We start from the raw sequence: 18,939 nt of genomic DNA, 5'->3' as shown, positions 1-18,939 counted from the left end.
CTACTCTGCGGAGGAGAGGGCAACCGCGCAAGCCACGGCAGGCTGCAGGCACATAAAAGGGCAGAGAGGTCGCCCCCTCTGCCCTTCACTCACTGATCCGCGATTAGACCCGTTCGATAGCGATGGCGGTGCCTTCGCCGCCACCGATGCAGATCGCCGCAACACCGCGTTTCAGCCCGCGTTTCTCCAGCGCGTTCAGCAGCGTCACCATGATCCGCGCACCGGAGGCACCGATCGGGTGACCCAGCGCGCAGGCGCCGCCGTTCACATTCACCTTGTCGCGGGAAATGCCCAGCTCGTGCATGAAGGCCATGGGCACGACCGCAAAAGCCTCGTTCACTTCCCACAGATCCACATCCTCGACCGACCAGCCGATCTGTTTCAGCAGTTTCTGGGCCGCCGGAACCGGTGCGGTGGTGAACCATCCTGGTGCCTGCGCGTGGCTGGCGTGGCCCATGATCCGCGCCCGCACCGTCAGACCGTTGGCTTCTGCCGCCTCTTCCGAGGCCAGCACCAGCGCCGCCGCCCCGTCCGAAATCGACGAGGCATTTGCTGCGGTCACAGTGCCATCCTTGCGGAAGGCCGGTTTCAGGTTCGGAATCTTTTCCGGGCGGGCCGACTGAGGTTGCTCATCGGTGGTGATGACCTGTTCACCGCTGCGGGTATGCAGCGTGACCGAGGTGATCTCATCCGCAAAAGCACCGGTGCGTTCGGCGTCGAGCGCGTTCGACAACGAGGCCAGCGCGTATTGATCCTGCGCTTCGCGGGTGAACTGGAACTTCTCGGCGCAATCCTCGGCGAAGGTGCCCATCAGACGACCCTTGTCATAGGCATCCTCCAGACCATCGAGGAACATGTGGTCGATGACCTGCCCGTGACCGATCCGCGCACCCCCGCGCATCTTGGGCAGCAGATAGGGCGCATTGCTCATGCTCTCCATACCGCCCGCGATCATCGTGTCAGTGTGGCCAAGAGCGATCTGATCAAAGGCAATCATCGCCGCCTTCATGCCCGATCCGCACATCTTGTTGAGCGTCGTGGCCGGGACCTCTTCGCCCAGACCGCCTGCAAAACCAGCTTGCCGCGCGGGCGCCTGCCCCTGCCCCGCGGGCAGAACGCAGCCCATCAGAACCTCATCGACGGTGTCGGTTCCGGCCCCGGCGAGCGCTGCCTTGATCGCGGCGCCACCCAGTTCGGCAGCAGTCACGCCATCGAAAACGCCCTGGAACCCACCCATGGGGGTGCGCGCCGCTCCGGCAATTACAACGTGTTTCATGAAATTTTCCTCCAATCGTCGAAATTATCCATACAGAATGCTAAGGTTTGAGGTCTAGAGTCAGTGTGAAGTACAGAGAGACCCTCGGGGAACAAACATGAGCTTATCCAGTACGGTAACGGACGGTGCGCAGATCGTCACAGTGAATGCGGAGCGGATCGACGCGGCCATCGCGATTCGGTTCAAGGAAGACATGCGCTCTGCCACCGAAAGCGGACCCGACCGCGTGATCCTGGACCTGTCCGAGGTCCAGTTCATCGATTCCAGCGGTCTTGGCGCCATTGTCGCAGCCATGAAACAGCTTGGCAGCGGTCGCCGCCTTGATCTGGCTGGCCCGACCCCGATGGTGGAAAAGGTTTTCCGCCTCACCCGGATGGACACGATTTTCGATCTATATGGCTCGCTGACCGAAGCGATGTCTGAACCCAAAGTCGGCACGTGATTCCGTATATGATCCTCCGCGCAAAGCGAGAAACGAATGGTTGAAACCTTTGCCTGCTCGTTCACGGCAACAGAGCTTGATGCCCGGTCCGGCATTACGCAGGTTGTGAAACGGCTGCGCGGACTGGGCATCCCCGAGTTGCGGGTCGATGAAGTCCAGATCGCGCTGGCCGAAGCCGTGAACAATGTGGTCGAGCACGCTTATGCGGGCAAGACCCCGGGAGACGTGCGGATCCGCTGTTCCCTGGAACCTGAGCGTCTGTGGATCAATATCACCGATGCCGGAGCCCCCTTCCCCGAAGGCGAACTGCCCGAAGGCAAGCCGGCAAATCTGGATGTGGCGCCGGAAGATCTCCCCGAAGGTGGCTTTGGCTGGTTTCTGATCCGGGAGCTGACAAGCGACATCCACTATGAACGCAGCGCCGGCAACAACCAGCTGTCCTTGTGTTTCGAAATTCAGGTGACCCGGGCCTGATCCCCGTTACCTGCCCCCTGTTTTGATCTGGTACCGACCTGTCGCTGTACCAGCCGCAGAGCTTTTATTGCTCCAAACCCATGTTTTCTAAAGCGTCCTGCCAATAGCACGCCGAGTGCGCCGAAGGGGTGGCTCCGGACTTCGCCGCAATTGCGCCACATAATCACCCCTAAATCGCCTGAAAAATGTGCTTTCTGTTACATCAGAAGCTTTTGATAGCTGTCCCCGGCGCTACGTTCCACTGCCCCCATCGTGCATGTTGCGCCGGGGAACATCCTCTCCCCTTCCACTGCAAGCATGGAAATCTCCGCCCCGGTTTTGCACCGCTACCGGAAATGGCCGTCTTTTGATGCGCCGAAGACGCGACAAGCATGGATGCCTTTCGCATTGCCTTCGGCGGCGAAGCCACTAGTGTTTCGCTGCTATTCAAGAGGGAGAGGCATATGCGCGATTTTCAACAACCCGGACGCTCTGCGGTCTTTGCACAGAACGGTATCTGCGCCACATCGCACCCCCTTGCGGCCGGTGCCGCCATCGACATTCTGAAACGCGGCGGCAACGCCATGGATGCGGCCATCGCCGGGGCGGTTCTGCTCGGTATTTGCGAGCCGCAGATGACCGGGATCGGCGGCGATTGCTTTGTGCTTTATACCCGTCCGGGCAGCGATGAAATCCACGCGCTGAACGGGTCCGGCCGGGCACCTGCCGCCGCCAATGCCGCAGATCTGCGCGCCGAAGGGCTGAGCGCCGTGCCGCTGCGCAGCCCGCATGCGGTTACCGTGCCGGGCGCCATCGACGCCTTTTGCCACCTGTCGCAAACCGAAGGCAAACTGGGCCTTGATGCGATCCTGTCCCCCGCAATCCACTATGCCGAAACCGGCGTTCCGGTAGCGCCGCGTGTTGCCTTTGACTGGGCCAATGACGCGGACACCCTGCAAGGCGCGGCCCGCGACAGCTATCTGATCGGGGGCAACGTCCCGACCGTTGGGCAGATCTTCCGCGCCCCGGGCCAGGCCGAAGTTCTGCGCCGGATCGCCAAGGACGGTCGCGATGCCTTTTACACTGGTGAAATCGCCGAAGACATGGTTGCCGCGCTCAACGCGCTTGGCGGCGTGCACACGGTTGATGATTTCGCCGCTACCGCCTGCATGTCGGTGACGCCGGTTTCCGGCGATTACAAAGGCACCGATCTGGTCGAGCATCCGCCGAACGGTCAGGGCGCGACCGCCATCCTGATGCTGAATATCCTGAAACATTTCGACATCGCGGGCATGGACCCCTTTGGCGCCGAACGCGCCCATATCGAGGCCGAAGCCGCCAAGCTGGCCTATGATGCCCGCAACCGCTTCATCGCCGATGCCGATCATACCACCCGGCTGGACCACATGCTGGCGCCCGAAACCGCGGCCAAACTGGCCGCACTGATCGATCCGAAACGCGCCATGGCCGCCGCCGCCCCGCTGAGCGAGGCCGTGCACAAGGATACGATCTATATCACCGTGGTCGATAAGGACCGCATGGCCGTGTCGCTGATCTACTCGATCTTCCATGGCTTTGGCTCGGGCATCGCCTCGGACAAATTCGGCATCCTGCTGCAGAACCGGGGCGCCGGTTTCACCTTGGAAGAAGGCCACGCCAACGAATTGGGCGGTGGCAAACGGCCGATGCATACGATCATCCCCGGCATGCTGCGCCAGAACGGGCGCGTGACGATGCCTTTCGGTGTGATGGGCGGTGCCTATCAGCCCAATGGCCACGCGCGTTTCGTTTCCAACCTTACCGATTTCGGCATGGAGCCGCAGGCCGCCATGGACGCACCGCGCAGCTTCTCGGACGCAGGTGTCATGAAGGTCGAGCGTGGCTATTCCGACAAGGTGCGCCAAGAGCTGACCGAGATGGGCCACAAGGTGGAGGTCCCCGAAACGGCGATTGGCGGCTCGCAGGGCATCCGCATCCACGATGGCGATTTGCTGGAAGGCGCCAGCGACCCGCGCAAGGATGGCTGCGCGCTCGGCTACTGATCAGGCCTCACCGGTGCTTCGCTGCAGCAAAAGCGCAGCGGGGCACCGGACGCGATCCGGCGATTAGTTCAGCTGGTATTGCAGGGAATAGGCCGCGCCGTCGAATTTGCCGAACATTTCCGAAAGATCCGGATGGCTGATCGGTTCGCCGGAATAATCGGCAACCAGATTCTGCTCGGACACATAGGCCACGTAATAGGTCTGATCGTTTTCGGCCAGCAGATGGTAGAAGGGTTGATCCTTCACCGGCCTGCTTTCTTCGGGAATGGATTCGTACCACTCCTCGGTATTTGCAAAGGCTGGATCGACGTCAAACACCACCCCGCGGAAGGGATGCTTCCGGTGGCGGACGACCTGGCCCAGGTTATATTTTGCGCGCGTTCTCAACATGGTCTTGCTGCCCCCGTCTTTTGTTACTAACGCGGATGCGCGGCAGATGTCCAACTCTTGAGGCAAATTTTCGAGGAAACAGACTGTGAACCTTGCTCTGACAGTGCTTGAAATCGTGGCCCCCGTCTTCCTGCTTGCCGGGGTCGGGTTCGCTTGGGTGCGGCTTGGATTTGAGTATCGGATTCAATTTGTTACCCGTCTGGCCATGACGCTGGCGGTGCCCTGCCTGATCTTCACGGCGCTGATGAAAACCGAGCTGGACAAGGCCGCGATCGGCTGGTTCGTGCTGGCTGCCCTTGCCGGGCATGCGCTGCTGGCATTGGCAGGCGCAGCACTGGTGCGCGTGATGCAGCTGGAGCGGCGCAGCTATCTGGCGCCCTTCATTTTCGGCAATACCGGCAACCTTGGCATTCCGCTGTCGCTCTTTGCCTTTGGCGAGGCGGGCCTTGGCTATGCGGTGGCGATGCTCGCGGTTTCTGCGGTGCTGTCCTTCACCTTTGGCATCTATCTGGTCGCCGGTGAAGGCGGCGGCGGCAAGGCGCTGCGTGAACCGATGGTCTGGGCCACGCTTCTGGGCGCGCTCTTTCTGTGGCAGGGCTGGCAGACGCCGCAATTCCTGACCAATGCGCTGGATCTGATCGGGCAAATGGCAATTCCACTGATGCTGATCACCCTTGGCGTTGCGGTGGCGCGGCTGACACCGGGCAAGACCGGGCTTGCCGTGTTACTGTCGCTGATCAAGGTCACGCTCAGCGCGGCCATCGGCTGGGGGCTGGGGCTGGCATTCGGGCTCGATTACACGGCATTCGGCGTTCTGGTGCTGCAGCTGGCAACGCCCGTGGCGGTGACTTCTTACCTGCTGGCCGAAAAATTCGAAGCCGATGCGCAGGCGGTTGCTGGCATGGTGGTGGTTTCCACGCTGATGTCCGTTGCAGCTCTGCCTCTCCTGCTGTCCCTGCTTCTGGAATTGTGATTTCATCCACAGGCGCAATTCGCTAGACTGCCGCCAAAATAAAAAAGGCAGAGGCAATGAGCAGAATCATCGTCGCCCTGATCCTCCTGTTGGCGGTTGCCTCCTGTGGGGGTGGGTACAAGTCCCCGCCGCGCAATCTTGATAATGCCTGCAGCATTATCAAACAGCGGCCTGAATACCTGAAAGCCTTCCGCGCGACCGAACGGCGCTGGGGTGTTCCAGTGCACGTGCAGATGGCCACAATCTATCACGAGAGCCGTTTTGACGGCGATGCCCGCACGCCGCACAACTATCTTCTGGGCGTCATCCCGATGGGCCGCCAGTCCAGCGCCTATGGCTACAGCCAAGCCCTGGACGGCACCTGGGACGATTACCGGCGCGACACAGGACGCCGTCGGGCCAAGCGCGACCGGATCAAGGATGCCGCGGATTTCATGGGCTGGTACATGAACAAGAGCCGCGAAAAGAACGGCATCGCGCTTTATGATGCCCGCAATCAGTATCTTGCCTATCACGAAGGGCACAGCGGCTATGCCCGCGGCAGCTACCGTGCGAAATCCTGGCTGATGCGGGTGGCGAGCAAGGTGGAATCTCGCTCCTTGATGTATCAGGCGCAACTGGCCACCTGCCGTAAGTTCCGCTGACCCTCCGGGCACGTGCCACAACGAATTGGTTCCCGTCCGGGCTGCCCCAGGGAAACGCTTAGGGGGCACTCCCGCCAGTCTCGAACCCTTCTGCGAAGGCCCTCCCCCGTTGGGCCCGGCACCGCCTGACGGCGGTGCGACCCGCGCCACGGGCGCCAGTGTTCCACGGAATGTTCAGATATCACCGAGCGCGCCACGCCTTGGCGTGGCGCCCGGCCCAACACCGCCAAGGGGTTCGGGCAAAGCCCGGGCACCTGCGGGGGCGGGAGCATTCAGCTGTATGATTGACGGCCTACCGGCTGCCGAGGTCAGACTCTACAGTAGTCAGCGGGATCCGCTGCCTGCGCCCGTGGTGAAGAGGAAGGAGGATAGCTTGCCCCCGGTTTCCAGAGCGCCCAGAACCACCGTCGTGCGGCCCCCGGCGCTGTCATGCACAACCCATTTGCGCAATTCGACCGGGTCATCGGTGAACATCAGCTCCAGCCCGCCGTATTCGGGGTTCTCCGGGTCCTGCGCCTGCAGGATCGTTGTCGTTCCGTCGAACTGGTGGCCCACAACCATATCGGCTTGCCCCAGATCGACAGTTTTGGCCAGGATGATCGACAGCGGCGTACGCTTAAGCGGATAAGTCTCCGGCGGCTGGTTCGATTTCGGATCGTGGATCACCACCGACCCGGCCCCAGCCACCACCGTGGCGCCATTTTCGCCATCATATTCGAACCGCATCCGGCCCGGCCGATGGATATACAGCTTGCCAGTGGACAGCGTGCCATCATCGTTGATCTGGGTAAAACTGGCCTCGGCCGTGGTCAGGGCGTTCAGGTAAGCCGACAGTTCCGACAGGCTCAGCTTCTCTGCCGCCCAGGCAGCAGGGGCACACAGGATCAGCGCCGCGACAAGTGCAATCTGTTTCATGACCCTTAGATAAGCCCTGACTGTGGAAAAGGAAGAGCCACCCGCCGCTGCGGGAGACCCTGCGCACCCATCCGCCGATCTACTGTTCGGGGACCAGGATTTCCCGTTTGCCGACATGGTTCGCCGGAGACACCAGCCCTTCGTCCTCCATCTGCTCAACCAGACGCGCGGCCTTGTTATAGCCGATCGCCAGTTTGCGCTGGATGTAAGAGGTAGAGCACTTGCGGTCCTTGATCACGATCTGCACGGCGGAGTCATACAGCGCATCCTCGCCCGTAGTATTGCCGCCGGTGGACAGCCCCAGAACCGCGTCGATGTCGTCGGCCTTCTCGTCATCCGGGCCATCCAGAACCGTGCCCACATAGGCAGGCGGGCCGAATTGCTTCAGATGGGTGACGACTTCCTCGACCTCTTCATCCGACACGAAGGGACCGTGGCAGCGGGTGATCTTGGCGCCGCCCGCCATATAGAGCATATCACCCATCCCCAGCAGCTGCTCGGCGCCCATTTCGCCAAGGATAGTGCGGCTGTCGATCTTGCCGGTCACCTGGAAGGAAATCCGGGTGGGGAAGTTCGCCTTGATGGTACCGGTGATCACATCGACCGAGGGACGCTGCGTGGCCATGATCAGGTGAATGCCCGACGCCCTCGCCATCTGCGCCAGACGCTGAATGCAGGCTTCGATTTCCTTGCCAGCCACCATCATCAGGTCGGCCATCTCGTCGACGATCACAACGATATAGGGCAGTGCCTCGGGTGCGAACTCTTCGGTCTCGAACACTGGCTCGCCCGTGTCATCGTCAAACCCGGTCTGCACCGTGCGGGAGAACATCTCACCCTTGGCAAGCGCCTCTTTCACGCGACCATTGTAGCCTGCGATATTGCGCACGCCCATCTTGGACATCTTGCGATAGCGGTCTTCCATCTCGCCCACGACCCATTTCAGGGCGACGACCGCCTTTTTCGGATCGGTCACAACGGGCGACAGAAGATGCGGAATGCCATCATAGACAGAGAGTTCCAACATCTTGGGGTCGATCATGATCAGGCGGCATTCATCCGGCGTCAGCTTGTACAGCAGCGACAGGATCATGGTGTTGATCGCCACCGATTTACCGGACCCGGTGGTACCCGCGATCAATAGGTGCGGCATCTTCGAAAGGTCCGCCACCATGGCGTCGCCACCGATATCCTTGCCCAGCGCCAGCGGCAGGTTCTGGGTGCCATCGCCATAATCGCGGCTCGACAGGATTTCGCGGAAGCTGACCATTTCCCGTTTTTCATTGGGCAGTTCGATGCCGATCACCGAGCGGCCCGGCACGGTCGAAACACGCGCCGACAGGGCCGACATGGAGCGGGCGATATCATCCGCCAGACCGATCACCCGGCTGGCCTTCAGGCCCGGCGCCGGTTCCAGTTCGTACATGGTGACGACGGGGCCGGGCCGGACCGAGACGATCTCGCCTTTGACGCCATAGTCATCCAGCACCGATTCCAGCATACGCGCGTTCTCTTCCAGCGCCTCATCGCTCAGATGATGACGCTCGACCGCGGCAGGATTGGCCAACAGCGACAGCGGCGGCAGGTCGAAATCACTGGAATCGTTCTCTTCAAAGGCCAGCCGCGGCTGGGCTTCCGCCTTGGCGCGGGTCGACGGCTCCGGCGCGCGGCGCTGGGGCTGCTCCACAACCACCTTGCGCGGCTCTGCCACCGGGATGGTCAGGCCCTCGGCGGGTTGCTCTGCGCGAGCCGTGATCGCGGGCTCAGCGGTTTCAGCAGGCGCGTGGGTCGGCAACTCCTCGGCTGGGACCCGGTCGGGCTCCAGATCGGCGCCATATCCGGTGTCTGCTGCAGGCGCCCCAACGGTCGGCGCGGGCGGAACCTGCGACGGCCCGGGGGCGGCAGGCGCCTCGGCACTGAATTCCGCCGGAGCAGCAGGGGCATGCGCTGCGGTCAGTGGTGGTTCGGGCGGCAGCCCCGCATGGGGCGCGGGATCGGGATTGAAGACCAGCGGCTCAGGACGGCGACCGCGCCCCTTGGTCAGGGGCAGCTTCGGATCGGGTTCCGGCGGCTGCCCAGCAGCGCGACGCACACGCACGGCATTTGCGATCTTCTGCGAAATCCGGTCATCACCCGGCAGATCCTCATCACTGATCTGCGGTGCGCTCTCGACCAACTCGGGCTGCGGCATCGGCGCATTAGCCAAATCGGGATCAGCGCGGCGGATCAGATTGGGCACCCGAGAGAACAATCCGGTTTTTGTCGGTGCGGCAGGCGCTGCGACCTCGATCGGCGGAGGCGCAGTCACATCGGTTTCGAACATCTGAGGCTCTTCCTCCTCCTGTCCGAACCAGGTCGTATCATCCTCGGCGGCCATTGCCTGTTCTGCGGCGGCAGCGCGTTTTTCACGATAGGACAGCGCCGCCTGGACACCGCTGGAGGCGCCACGGCCCAGAAGGCTGGCAAGCGTGCCATAGGCCAGGATAAGCCCGACCAGCAGGAACCGTCCGGCCCGCTGCAGTTCCGCACGCGAAAAGCCGCAGACAAACGTGCCAAGCGCCAGCATGCCAATGGCCATCAGCAGCGACATCAGCTTGACCGCGAAATGCGAACTGATCGGCACCAGCGTCAGCAGCGCCCCCATCACGGTATCGCCAAACAGACCTCCAAGGCCAAAACTATGAGTGGCGCGCCATTCTGCGCCCGGCACCAGCGTCGCTGCATAGACCGAGCCCACGGCGATCAGAACCGGTGCAAAGACAATCCGCCCGATGACCCGCTCGGCGCCCTGATGCAGCAGGAAGCGAACACCCCAGGCGAGCAGCGTCACCGCGAGGGCCACGCCGCCCCAACCGACAACCATGAACAGCGGCGCCGCCACAGAAGCCCCCATCCGGCCCATCCAGTTCTGAACCGGCGCATCGGTGGAGACCATCCAGTTGGGATCATCCGGCGTATAAGAGCCGATCATCGCGGCGGCCATCAGGCCCAGCCCCAGAAGGGCGATCCCGATCAGTTCCTTACCGCGCTTTTCAATGGCTGCCTGCATGTTGCTGTCAAGCAACGGATCGCGGCTGCGGGTTTGAAATGCCATGCCTACCTCGGTTCCATTTTTCGGCGCCTGCCCCGCTTGTGCCGCGGGATCCTGGCATCCGGTGGTCTATTGATTTTGGCCGCGCGCCCCCAGCCGGGGCCGCGTGGCAGTCGTATCAGTACAGACAGCTGCGCAGGGTGGTCAGCGCCGTCTGTGTTGCCTCCGCCGGGGCGACCAGCGCCACGCGGATATATCCTTCACCCGGGTTCTGCCCCGGCGCGCCCTGCGCCAGATAGGCACCCGGCAGCACCCGCACGCCGGTTTCCTGCCACAGCTTCAGCGCTGCCGCCTCGCCGCCGTCCTTGACCGGTAGCCACAGGAAGAACCCGGCTTCGGGGGACATGTAGCCTTCCAGACCATCAAACACCTGATCGGCGATCTGGTATTTCTCCTGATAAAGCGCGCGGTTTTCCTCCACATGCGCCTCATCGGCCCAGACCCGCGCTGCCGCAGCCTGCAACGGGCCGGGCATCGGTGCGCCGCTATAGGCGCGCAGCTGTTTGAGGCGGGCAATGCATTCAGGGCCGCCCGCGATCAGACCAGCACGCAGCCCGGGCAGGTTCGAACGTTTCGACAGAGAATTGAACAGCACCACCCGTTCGGGATCGGCGCCCAGTTCCTGCGCTACGGTCAGCGCACCCACGGGCGCAGCGTCGCGGTAGATTTCGGAATAGCATTCATCAGCGAAAATGCGGAAATCATGCTTTTCCGCCAGCCGGATCAGATCGGCCCAGTATTCGCGCGTGGCCACTGCGCCCTGCGGGTTGGCAGGCGAGCAGATATAGGCCACCGCTGTGCGGTCCAGCACCTCGGTCGGCAGGCTGGCGTAATCGGACAGATGGCCGGTTTCGGCCGTGGCAGGCACAAACACCGGCTCGGCCCCGACGGAAATCGTCGCCACCATGTAAACCTGATAGAAGGGATTCGGTATAAGCACCGCCGGACGGGCGCCGTTCTTGGTTTCCGGGCACAGGGCCATCGCCGCATTGTAGAGCCCTTCGCGGGTGCCGTTCAGCGCCATCACCTGCCGGTCCGCATCCATCTTCACGCCATAGCGGCGCGCGATCCAGTCAGACATTGCGCCGCGCAGTTCCTCGGAGCCTTCGTTTGGCGGGTAGTTGTTAAACCCAGCCGCATTCTCCGCGATCACATCCGTGACCCAGGCGGGAAAGGTGTGTTTCGGCTCACCAATGGTCATATGCACCACATCCCCGCCGGGCGTATGGTGGTCAAGCAGCGCTCGCAGACGCGGAAACGCATAGGGCGGCAGGTTCAAAAACCGCTCTGGGAAGTTCATCACAATTGCCTCAGTTTCGGGATCATTCGTGCCCCGTTTGCAGATAAGGTACAGAGCGTGGGCGCCTGCGTCCAGCCGCATAGGGCACCCACGGTCCAGTTGTGCTTTTGCAACAACGTGCGATAGCCGTCAGATCAACACAGCGCCGCCTCGACGCTGGCCCCGATCCGCAACAGTGCCTCTTCGCAATCCGGTTGCCCCAATAGCTGCAAGCCGCAGCTGGGTTTACTCGTGGGCAAGGACAGCGCGCAAAGCCCCATCAGGTTGCCGATCCGGGTATTGCGCAGGGTCAGAAGATTGGCCCGGACGTAATAGTCATGATCGCCTTGAAGTTGTGCCATGTTCGGCGGCAGAATCGGGCAGGAGGGCGTCAGCACCGCGTCAAAGCCCGCCACCGCCTGATCCCAGACCATCCGGCATTGTTCCAGCTTGGCCCAGGCCGCCACATAATCGGGACCACTGTGCTGACCGCCAGCGCGGAACCGCTCCAGGATTTCGGCAAACATCAGATCCGGGCTCGCCTCGATCACATCCTTCCACAGACCATAAGCCTCTGTCGTATAAAGAATTCCGCTCAGATCCATGGCGTCCTGCAGCTCCGGCACCTCCAGCGGTACGATCTCAGCGCCGGCCGCCTTCAGCTTGCCCAGACACTCCACATGGGCAGCGGCAACCTCAGGCTCCAGATCATCGCGCGCCACGGTGCGCAGATCGGCAAAGCGGCGCCCCTGCAGCGACGGTGGGTTGCGCAGGTCCGGCCCCTTGGTGCCCTCCAGCAGCCCCAGCATCAGGCCCGCATCTTCGACCGAGCGCGCCAGCGGACCGACAGTGTCGAACTTCAGGCACAGAGGCACCACGCCCTCTAGGCTGATCCGACCTGCCGTGGTCTTAAGCCCCACAAGGTTGTTCCAGGCCGAAGGGATACGCACCGAACCGCCGGTGTCCGAGCCAATACCGCAGGCCGCCAGCCCAAAGGCCACCGAAGCCGCCGCGCCAGAGGACGATCCCCCCGGCGCCGCGCCCTCATCATTGACGCAGGGCGGGGTTTCCTTGACCGGGTTCAGCCCCAGCCCAGAGAAGGCCAGCTCGCTCATGTGGGTTTTGCCCAGGCAGACGGTGCCCATGGCGGTGGCATTGGCCAGAACCCGTGCGTCCTGATCCGGCACCCGGCCTTTGAGCAGGTCCGATCCCGCCTCGGTACCGGTTCCGGCACTGTCGAACAGGTCTTTCCAGCTGATCGGCACCCCATCCAGCGGCGAGCGCCGCAAATCCATCCGCGCCCGCTCGGCCGCGGCTTCCGCTTCGGCCAGGGCGCGCTCATGCGTAACCACGGTATAGATCCGGTCGCGCAGCGGATGCGCGTCAATGGCCTCCAGGTAGCATTTGGTCAGCGCAATAGGATCGATCTCCCCTGCCCCAATGCCGCGCCCCAGATCCGCAGCCGTCATCTTCAGCCAGTCCTGCATCCGCAAAGTCTCCCGTCGCGTGTTCCATATGTTTTGCCGGGGACGGTAACGGCAGCAGCGCTGAGGGACAATCCCGCGCACTCGCAAGACCGGACAATGCGATGGACATTCCGAATGCAAGGCGCATATTGCAGGGCATGAAGAACAGCTCCGATATCCTGATTGTCGGCGGCGGGCTGAACGGCCCTGCCCTGGCCTTGGCGCTGGCCCAGACTGGCCACAGCGTCACCGTCATTGATGCGCTGCCCAAGGTCGCCCTGAAGGACGAAGGCTTCGACGGGCGCGGCTATGCGCTGGCGCTGGCCTCCAAACGTCTGCTCAACCGGATCGGCGTTTGGCAACACGTCGCGGACAAGGCGCAGCCGATGCTGGAGATCAAGGCCTCCGACGGACACGCCGGAGAGGGGCCCGCGCCGTTCTTCATCCATTTCGACCATACCGAGATCGAAGACGGGCCGATGGGCTATATGGTCGAGGATCGCTTTCTGCGCCGCGCCTTTCAGCAGGCGATGGAGGACGCGCCCCGGATCACCACGGTGAATGGCCGCCGCGTGGTGGCGCAGGCACCGGATCAGAGCGGCGTCACCCTGACGCTGGATGATGGCGCCGAGCTGCGCGGTCGCATGCTGGTCGGCTCGGACGGACGCAAAAGCGGCACCGCCGCCCGCGCCGGGATCAAACGCACCGGCTGGGACTACGGCCAGACCGCGCTGGTCTGCGCCATCGAGCATGAAAAACCCCACCACGGCATCGCGCATCAGTTCTTCATGCCCGCGGGGCCGCTGGCCATCCTGCCCCTGCCCGGCAACCGCTCCTCCATCGTCTGGAGTGAAAAGACTGAGACTGCGGAGGCTATTCAGGGCCTGAGCGACGCCGATTACATCGCCGCGCTGAAACCCCGGTTTGGCGATTTCCTGGGTGAGATTTCTCTTGCGGGCAAACGCTTTACCTATCCGCTGAACCTGACGCTCGCCAACAGTTTCATCGGGGACCGTATGGCGCTGATCGGCGATGCGGCCCACGGCATGCATCCAATTGCTGGCCAGGGTCTCAACGCTGGGCTGCGCGATGTTGGCGCCCTCGCCGAGGTGCTGACCGAGGCCACCCGGCGCGGCGAGGATATCGGATCATCGCTGGTGCTGGACCGCTATCAGCAGTGGCGCCGCTTTGACACCGCAACGCTGGCGCTGGCGACGGATACCTTCAACAAGCTGTTCTCGAACGACAACCCGCTGCTGCGGCTGGGCCGCGATATCGGCATGGGTCTGGCAGGCGCCGTCCCGGGCCTGCGCCGCGGCTTCATGCGCGAAGCCGCCGGGCTGACCGGCGATCTGCCGCGACTGTTGCAAGGCAAGCCGATCTGATCAGGACGCAACCGCGCCGCCCGCTTGTGCGGCGCCGGGCCCAAGTCCCAACCTCTTGCTTGGGCGCAGCCAAAGGACAGGCCGGACGCGGGAGTATCCCGGCTTCGCCTCACTCCAGCGGGCGGGCCTCGTCCACCAACATCACCGGGATCCCATTGCGGATCGGGAAGGCCAGATTGGCAGGTTTGGAAATCAGCTCCTGCGCCGCGGCGTCGTATTCCAGAACCGCATTGGTCACCGGGCAGACCAGCGCCTCCAGCATGCGACGGTCAAAGGCGGGCGCGGCGGTGTGTTCTTCACTCATTGCAGGGGGTCCTCACTTGAACCGCTTCGCAAAGCGAATTCGATCAGGGTGACAAGGGTTTCGCGCCTTGTGGCAAGGCAGGGCGCCTCTAGCAAGGCCTGTTTGTCCTCGGGATCGAAATCCAGCAGCATCGACAGGGAATTGATCAACAGCTCGTCATCGGCCTCCTGCAACGATTCCCAATCCGTCGACAGGCCGCGTGCCGCGAAAAAGCGTTCCAACAGCTCCAGCAGGTCCCCCCGTTCGAACCCGCAATCCGGTTCGCTCCGGCCCAGATCACCCTCAAAGCCGCTCCAATTCACCTCGCAGCGGCGGTAGGGCGTGAAGCCATCGCATTCTTGCACCACCCGGAACCGGGATATCCCGGAGAGGGTGATCAGATAGCGCCCGTCATCGGTTTCGGAAAATTGCGATATGCGCCCGGCACAGCCGATGGCATGCAGCCCCTCGGCATCACCGCTGCGCAGCGGACAGGGCTGTACCATCCCGATCAGCCGCGTGCGCGTCTTCAGCGTGTCTTCCAGCATCTGAAGATAACGCGGTTCGAAGATATGAAGGGGCAGCTTTGACCGGGGCAGCAATAGCGCCCCGGGCAAGGGAAACACGGGAATCGTGTCAGGCAGATCTGCAGGCTTAAACATAGCCTTCAGTTTAGCGCGCAGGTGCCTTTAGGCAAATATCATCGAGCTCAGCTTGCGGCGCCCGTTCAGAACAACCGGATCGTTGGCAGGCAACGCCTCGAAGATGGTGAAGAGCTGCGCCTTGGCCGCGCCGTCGTTCCATTCGCGATCACGGCGGAACAGCTCCAGAAGTTCGGTCACCGCCGCCTCGGCATCACCAGCCGCATGCAGAGCCTGCGCCAGATCGAAACGCGCTGCATGGTCGGCCGGGTCGGCTTCGACCTTGGCGCGCAGATCGGCTACCGGACCGGCATTCTGCGCCTGACGGGCCAGCTCGATCTGGGCCCGAGCCGCTTCGATCTCGGGCGCGTCGGAAATCTCGGCAGGCGCGCCGTTCAGAATTGCCTCGGCCTGATCCAGATCTTCCATCGCGATATGCGCCCGCGCCAGACCACCATAGGCGGCGGCGTTCTTGTCATCCTCGCCCAGAACCGCGGCAAAGGTCTGCGCCGCATCGGCCGCCGCGCCTTCGGCGAGCATTTCCTCAGCCGCCTCCAGCGCCTCACCAAGGCCACCGCCTGCTTCCCCGCCTGCGGCCTCAATCACCTTTTTCAGGAAGGCGTCGATCTCGCTTGGTGGCAGCGCGCCCTGGAACATGTCGATCGGGCGGCCCTGCACAAAGGCCACCACTGTGGGGATCGATTGCAGCGGCAGCCCCTGCTGCGCCAGCGCCTGCGCCAGACGCTGGTTCTGGTCCACATCGATCTTGGCCATGGTGACCGCGCCATTGGCGCGCGTGACAGCCGCCTCCAGCGCCGGACCCAATGTCTTGCAAGGGCCACACCAGGGCGCCCAGAAATCGACGATCACCGGCGCATGCATCGAGGCCTCGACCACGTCCTGCATAAAGGTCGCTTCTGTGACGTCCTTGATCAGATCACCTGCGGGCGTGGGCGCGCCTGCGCCTCCGAGAATATCCATCATGCTCTTGTTCTCCGTTTGGAACTTGCCCCCTATATGGAATCCCAAGGCCAAGAAACCAAGAGAGGAGTTGCCGCGTGCCGGTTCCGCGCATCGACATCTTTGCCCTGTCCGAGCGCCTGATGGCTATGGACGACGCTGCCTGGGCCCGTCACGCAAATCCGCTGAGCGTTTACAGCCGGGTGTCGATCCTCCCGCTTATGACCCTCGCGGTCTGGTCTCATCTCTGGCTCGGGTGGGGCGCTTTGGCGCCGGTTGCTCTGGTACTGATATGGACATGGTGGAACCCGCGCGCCTTTGGCCCGCCAGCCACAACCGACAGCTGGGCAGCGCGGGGCACCTTCGGCGAACGGGTCTTTCTGAACCGTGCCAAGGTGCCGATCCCACCGCATCACGCGCAATGGGCCAGGATCCTGACCCTGATCTCCGGGCTGGGCGTTGTTCCGTGGGTTTACGGGGTGTGGCAGCTGGACCCAGGTCTGACACTGTTCGGTCTCAGCCTGATGGTCGGCGGAAAACTCTGGTTCTTTGACAGGATGGTCTGGCTGTATCAGGACATGCAGGTGCAACGCCCGGAATATGCAAAATGGCTGCACTGATGGCACGCCCTCCCGCGCCCGCAGCCGCCCCATGGGGCGACTTCATGCGGCCTTGGGCCGGGCAGCGCGTTACCGCGCTGCTGTTTCTCCACGACGGTGACTTCTGAACACGGCACCGCGCCGTGCGTCAGCACGGCGCCCGGCCCAACTGCGGCGGGGCAATCAACGATTGCTCCAAAGCAGGCGGAAGCGCCCCACCCTCTGCCTAAAGGTCGAAGGTGGCAAAGACCGGTGCGTGATCGCTGGGTTTTTCCCAACCACGGGCGTCCCGCAGAACGCGGCTAGAGTGACCTGCGCTGGAAATGTCGCCCGTCGCCCAGACATGATCCAGACGCCGCCCCTTATCCGCTGCATCCCAGTCCTTTGCCCGGTAGGACCACCAACTATAGAGTCGCCCATCCGGGATGTCCTGCCGGGTGATATCGACCCAGTCGCCTGCATCCTGCGTCTCGGCGAGGTGTTCGACCTCGACCGGGGTGTGGCTGACGATCTTCAGCAGTTTCTTGTGGTCCCAGACATCGTCTTCGCGCGGGGCGATGTTGAGGTCGCCGACCAGAATCGATTTCTGTGGCTTTTCGCCGTGGAACCAGTCCCGCATGCCAGTGAGGTAGTCGAGCTTCTGACCGAATTTCTCGTTGATCTCGCGGTCGGGTTTGTCGCCGCCGGCAGGGACGTAAAAGTTGTGGATGGTGACGCCATTGTCCAGCTGACCCGCAATATGGCGGGCATGGCCCAGATCGGCAAAATCCATGCTGCCGACCTCGGTGATGGGCATCCGCGACAGGATAGCGACGCCGTTGTACCCCTTCTGCCCTCGCGCGATCATGTGGGTATAGCCAAGCGCGGCAAAGCCCTCCATCGGGATCTTGTCGACCGGGCTCTTGCACTCTTGCAGGCACAGGACATCGGGCGCCTCTTCCTGCAGCAGCTTCAGCACGATCGGCTCGCGCAGGCGGACAGAGTTGATGTTCCAGGTGGCAAGGGTAAAGGGCATTGCGCGTCTCTTTCGTAACAGCGGGTCATGGCAGCGGCTCGGCGCTATTCTTGCCCTCCCGGCCCGTCGGATACCAGAGCCTATTTCTCCGGCTCCCCCGATCCCCCCCTGTAAGTCCGCAGACAAAAAAAGGCCGGGCACAAGGCCCGGCCCAGTCCAACAGGGAGGTGCATATCATGACCCGGATATGCGCGGGATGGGATCAGGGTAAAGATGACTGACAGACAGATCTTTGATCTGCGTCAACAGCTTTTCCCCGCAGGTTTCAAGCCCCGAACTGTCACAATCCGGTCAGGTCGACAGGCGGTAGCCACCGGATTCCGTTACCAGAATACGGGCATTGGAGGGATCGGGTTCGATCTTCTGGCGCAGACGATAGATATGGGTTTCCAGCGTATGAGTGGTCACGCCAGCATTATAACCCCAGACCTCGTGCAGCAGCACATCGCGCGCCACCACACCGTCGTTCGACCGGTAGAGGAACTTCAGGATGTTGGTTTCCTTCTCGGTCAGGCGAATCTTGCGGTTGTCCTCTGTCTCCATCAGCTTCATCGCCGGTTTGAAGGTATAGGGACCCAACGCAAAGACGGCGTCTTCGGACTGTTCATGGGTGCGCAGCTGGGCGCGGATCCGAGCCAGCAGCACCGGGAATTTGAACGGCTTGGTCACATAGTCATTGGCGCCCGCGTCAAGGCCGAGAATGGTATCGGCGTCGCTGTCATGGCCGGTGAGCATCAGGATCGGTGCCTTGACGCCCTGTTTGCGCAGCAGGCGGCACAGCTCGCGGCCATCTGTATCGGGCAGCCCCACGTCGAGGATCACCAGATCATAGAGCGCTTCCTTGGCCCGCTCCATGGCGGCCTGGCCATTCTCTGCTTCGAAGACATCAAAGTCCTCGGTCATGATCAGCTGCTCGCTCAGCGCCTCGCGCAGATCGTCGTCATCGTCTACCAGCAAAATCTTCTTCAGTTGCGCCATGGCGGTGTCCTCCAGTTCGTGTGCAGACAGATGCGGTCAGCATCCCCCAACGACAAGGTATGCTGCAGAAGTTTCACGCCCTCGTGTCCGTCAGACAGGAATTGTTT

Annotated in this window: 18 protein-coding genes; 7 read left to right on the top strand and 11 right to left on the bottom strand. The window is 62.6% G+C overall.

The genetic code is table 11. The features are described 5' to 3' along the window. Positions 1 to 103: 103 nt before the first annotated feature. Positions 104 to 1,276 carry a thiolase family protein gene (locus tag SM763_RS09590; RefSeq protein WP_368998357.1) on the bottom strand — a complete coding sequence of 391 codons (1,173 nt, stop codon included), beginning with the start codon at positions 1,274 to 1,276 and terminating at the stop codon, positions 104 to 106. Positions 1,277 to 1,373: 97 nt separating this feature from the next. On the opposite strand from SM763_RS09590, the gene SM763_RS09585 reads away from it, so the two are divergent. From SM763_RS09585 to SM763_RS09575, 3 genes are all read left to right on the top strand, one after another. After that, a complete protein-coding gene (locus SM763_RS09585) occupies positions 1,374 to 1,718 on the top strand; it encodes an STAS domain-containing protein (protein ID WP_065271849.1) in 345 nt (114 codons plus the stop codon). 36 nt (positions 1,719 to 1,754) lie between these two features. Next, a complete protein-coding gene (locus SM763_RS09580) occupies positions 1,755 to 2,192 on the top strand; it encodes an ATP-binding protein (RefSeq protein ID WP_065271850.1) in 438 nt (145 codons plus the stop codon). Positions 2,193 to 2,635: 443 nt separating this feature from the next. Beyond that, on the top strand, positions 2,636 to 4,213 hold the full coding sequence (locus SM763_RS09575) for a gamma-glutamyltransferase family protein (protein ID WP_274838122.1): 1,578 nt from the start codon (positions 2,636 to 2,638) through the stop codon (positions 4,211 to 4,213). A gap of 63 nt (positions 4,214 to 4,276) precedes the next feature. Here SM763_RS09575 and hspQ read toward each other — a convergent pair whose 3' ends face one another. Beyond that, the gene (gene hspQ / locus SM763_RS09570) at positions 4,277 to 4,603 is read right to left on the bottom strand and encodes a heat shock protein HspQ (protein WP_065271851.1); all 327 of its coding nucleotides are present in this window, start codon (positions 4,601 to 4,603) and stop codon (positions 4,277 to 4,279) included. Positions 4,604 to 4,688: 85 nt separating this feature from the next. Here hspQ and SM763_RS09565 point away from each other — a divergent pair, with 85 nt between their 5' ends. Next, positions 4,689 to 5,576 (top strand): AEC family transporter, encoded by an 888-nt coding sequence (locus SM763_RS09565; protein WP_065271852.1) that lies wholly within the window; start codon positions 4,689 to 4,691, stop codon positions 5,574 to 5,576. A 56-nt stretch (positions 5,577 to 5,632) separates the two neighbouring features. Then, a complete protein-coding gene (locus tag SM763_RS09560; protein WP_065271853.1) occupies positions 5,633 to 6,220 on the top strand; it encodes a transglycosylase SLT domain-containing protein in 588 nt (195 codons plus the stop codon). Between the two features lie 324 nt (positions 6,221 to 6,544). Here the strand turns inward: SM763_RS09560 and SM763_RS09555 are convergent, their stop codons facing one another. The 4 genes from SM763_RS09555 to SM763_RS09540 form a co-directional block, all read right to left on the bottom strand. Then, positions 6,545 to 7,135: a LolA family protein gene (locus SM763_RS09555; protein WP_274833083.1), complete on the bottom strand. Its 591-nt coding sequence runs from the start codon at positions 7,133 to 7,135 to the stop codon at positions 6,545 to 6,547. A gap of 79 nt (positions 7,136 to 7,214) precedes the next feature. Next, on the bottom strand, positions 7,215 to 10,229 hold the full coding sequence (locus SM763_RS09550) for a DNA translocase FtsK 4TM domain-containing protein (protein WP_368998356.1): 3,015 nt from the start codon (positions 10,227 to 10,229) through the stop codon (positions 7,215 to 7,217). 115 nt (positions 10,230 to 10,344) lie between these two features. Further along, positions 10,345 to 11,526, bottom strand: a complete 1,182-nt coding sequence (locus SM763_RS09545) for an aminotransferase class I/II-fold pyridoxal phosphate-dependent enzyme (RefSeq protein WP_368998355.1) — start codon at positions 11,524 to 11,526, stop codon at positions 10,345 to 10,347. A 134-nt stretch (positions 11,527 to 11,660) separates the two neighbouring features. Further along, the gene (locus SM763_RS09540) at positions 11,661 to 12,992 is read right to left on the bottom strand and encodes an amidase (RefSeq protein WP_368998354.1); all 1,332 of its coding nucleotides are present in this window, start codon (positions 12,990 to 12,992) and stop codon (positions 11,661 to 11,663) included. Positions 12,993 to 13,129: 137 nt separating this feature from the next. On the opposite strand from SM763_RS09540, the gene SM763_RS09535 reads away from it, so the two are divergent. After that, complete coding sequence (locus SM763_RS09535) at positions 13,130 to 14,356, top strand: UbiH/UbiF/VisC/COQ6 family ubiquinone biosynthesis hydroxylase (RefSeq protein WP_368998353.1); 1,227 nt, start codon at positions 13,130 to 13,132, stop codon at positions 14,354 to 14,356. A 109-nt stretch (positions 14,357 to 14,465) separates the two neighbouring features. Here SM763_RS09535 and SM763_RS09530 read toward each other — a convergent pair whose 3' ends face one another. From SM763_RS09530 to SM763_RS09520, 3 genes are read right to left on the bottom strand one after another with little or no spacing between them, the layout of a single operon-like run. Next, on the bottom strand, positions 14,466 to 14,660 hold the full coding sequence (locus SM763_RS09530; protein ID WP_065271858.1) for a Trm112 family protein: 195 nt from the start codon (positions 14,658 to 14,660) through the stop codon (positions 14,466 to 14,468). After that, complete coding sequence (locus SM763_RS09525; RefSeq protein ID WP_065271859.1) at positions 14,657 to 15,301, bottom strand: LON peptidase substrate-binding domain-containing protein; 645 nt, start codon at positions 15,299 to 15,301, stop codon at positions 14,657 to 14,659. Before SM763_RS09525 ends, SM763_RS09530 begins: the two co-directional genes overlap by 4 nt. Positions 15,302 to 15,328: 27 nt before the next feature. Next, complete coding sequence (locus SM763_RS09520) at positions 15,329 to 16,264, bottom strand: tetratricopeptide repeat protein (protein WP_368998352.1); 936 nt, start codon at positions 16,262 to 16,264, stop codon at positions 15,329 to 15,331. Positions 16,265 to 16,338: 74 nt separating this feature from the next. On the opposite strand from SM763_RS09520, the gene SM763_RS09515 reads away from it, so the two are divergent. Continuing rightward, on the top strand, positions 16,339 to 16,860 hold the full coding sequence (locus tag SM763_RS09515; RefSeq protein ID WP_368998351.1) for a DUF6653 family protein: 522 nt from the start codon (positions 16,339 to 16,341) through the stop codon (positions 16,858 to 16,860). Positions 16,861 to 17,065: 205 nt separating this feature from the next. On the opposite strand, the gene SM763_RS09510 is transcribed toward SM763_RS09515, so the two are convergent. Continuing rightward, positions 17,066 to 17,854 carry an exodeoxyribonuclease III gene (locus SM763_RS09510; protein WP_065271861.1) on the bottom strand — a complete coding sequence of 263 codons (789 nt, stop codon included), beginning with the start codon at positions 17,852 to 17,854 and terminating at the stop codon, positions 17,066 to 17,068. A gap of 291 nt (positions 17,855 to 18,145) precedes the next feature. Continuing rightward, the gene (locus tag SM763_RS09505) at positions 18,146 to 18,832 is read right to left on the bottom strand and encodes a response regulator transcription factor (RefSeq protein WP_065271862.1); all 687 of its coding nucleotides are present in this window, start codon (positions 18,830 to 18,832) and stop codon (positions 18,146 to 18,148) included. Positions 18,833 to 18,939: the final 107 nt, after the last annotated feature.

The sequence above is a fragment of the Pseudophaeobacter sp. C1-32P7 genome, assembly GCF_041008775.1.
In the GTDB taxonomy this organism is placed as follows: Bacteria; Pseudomonadota; Alphaproteobacteria; order Rhodobacterales; family Rhodobacteraceae; genus Phycobacter; species Phycobacter gallaeciensis_A.
This window is presented reverse-complemented; position numbering and strand designations above follow the sequence as displayed.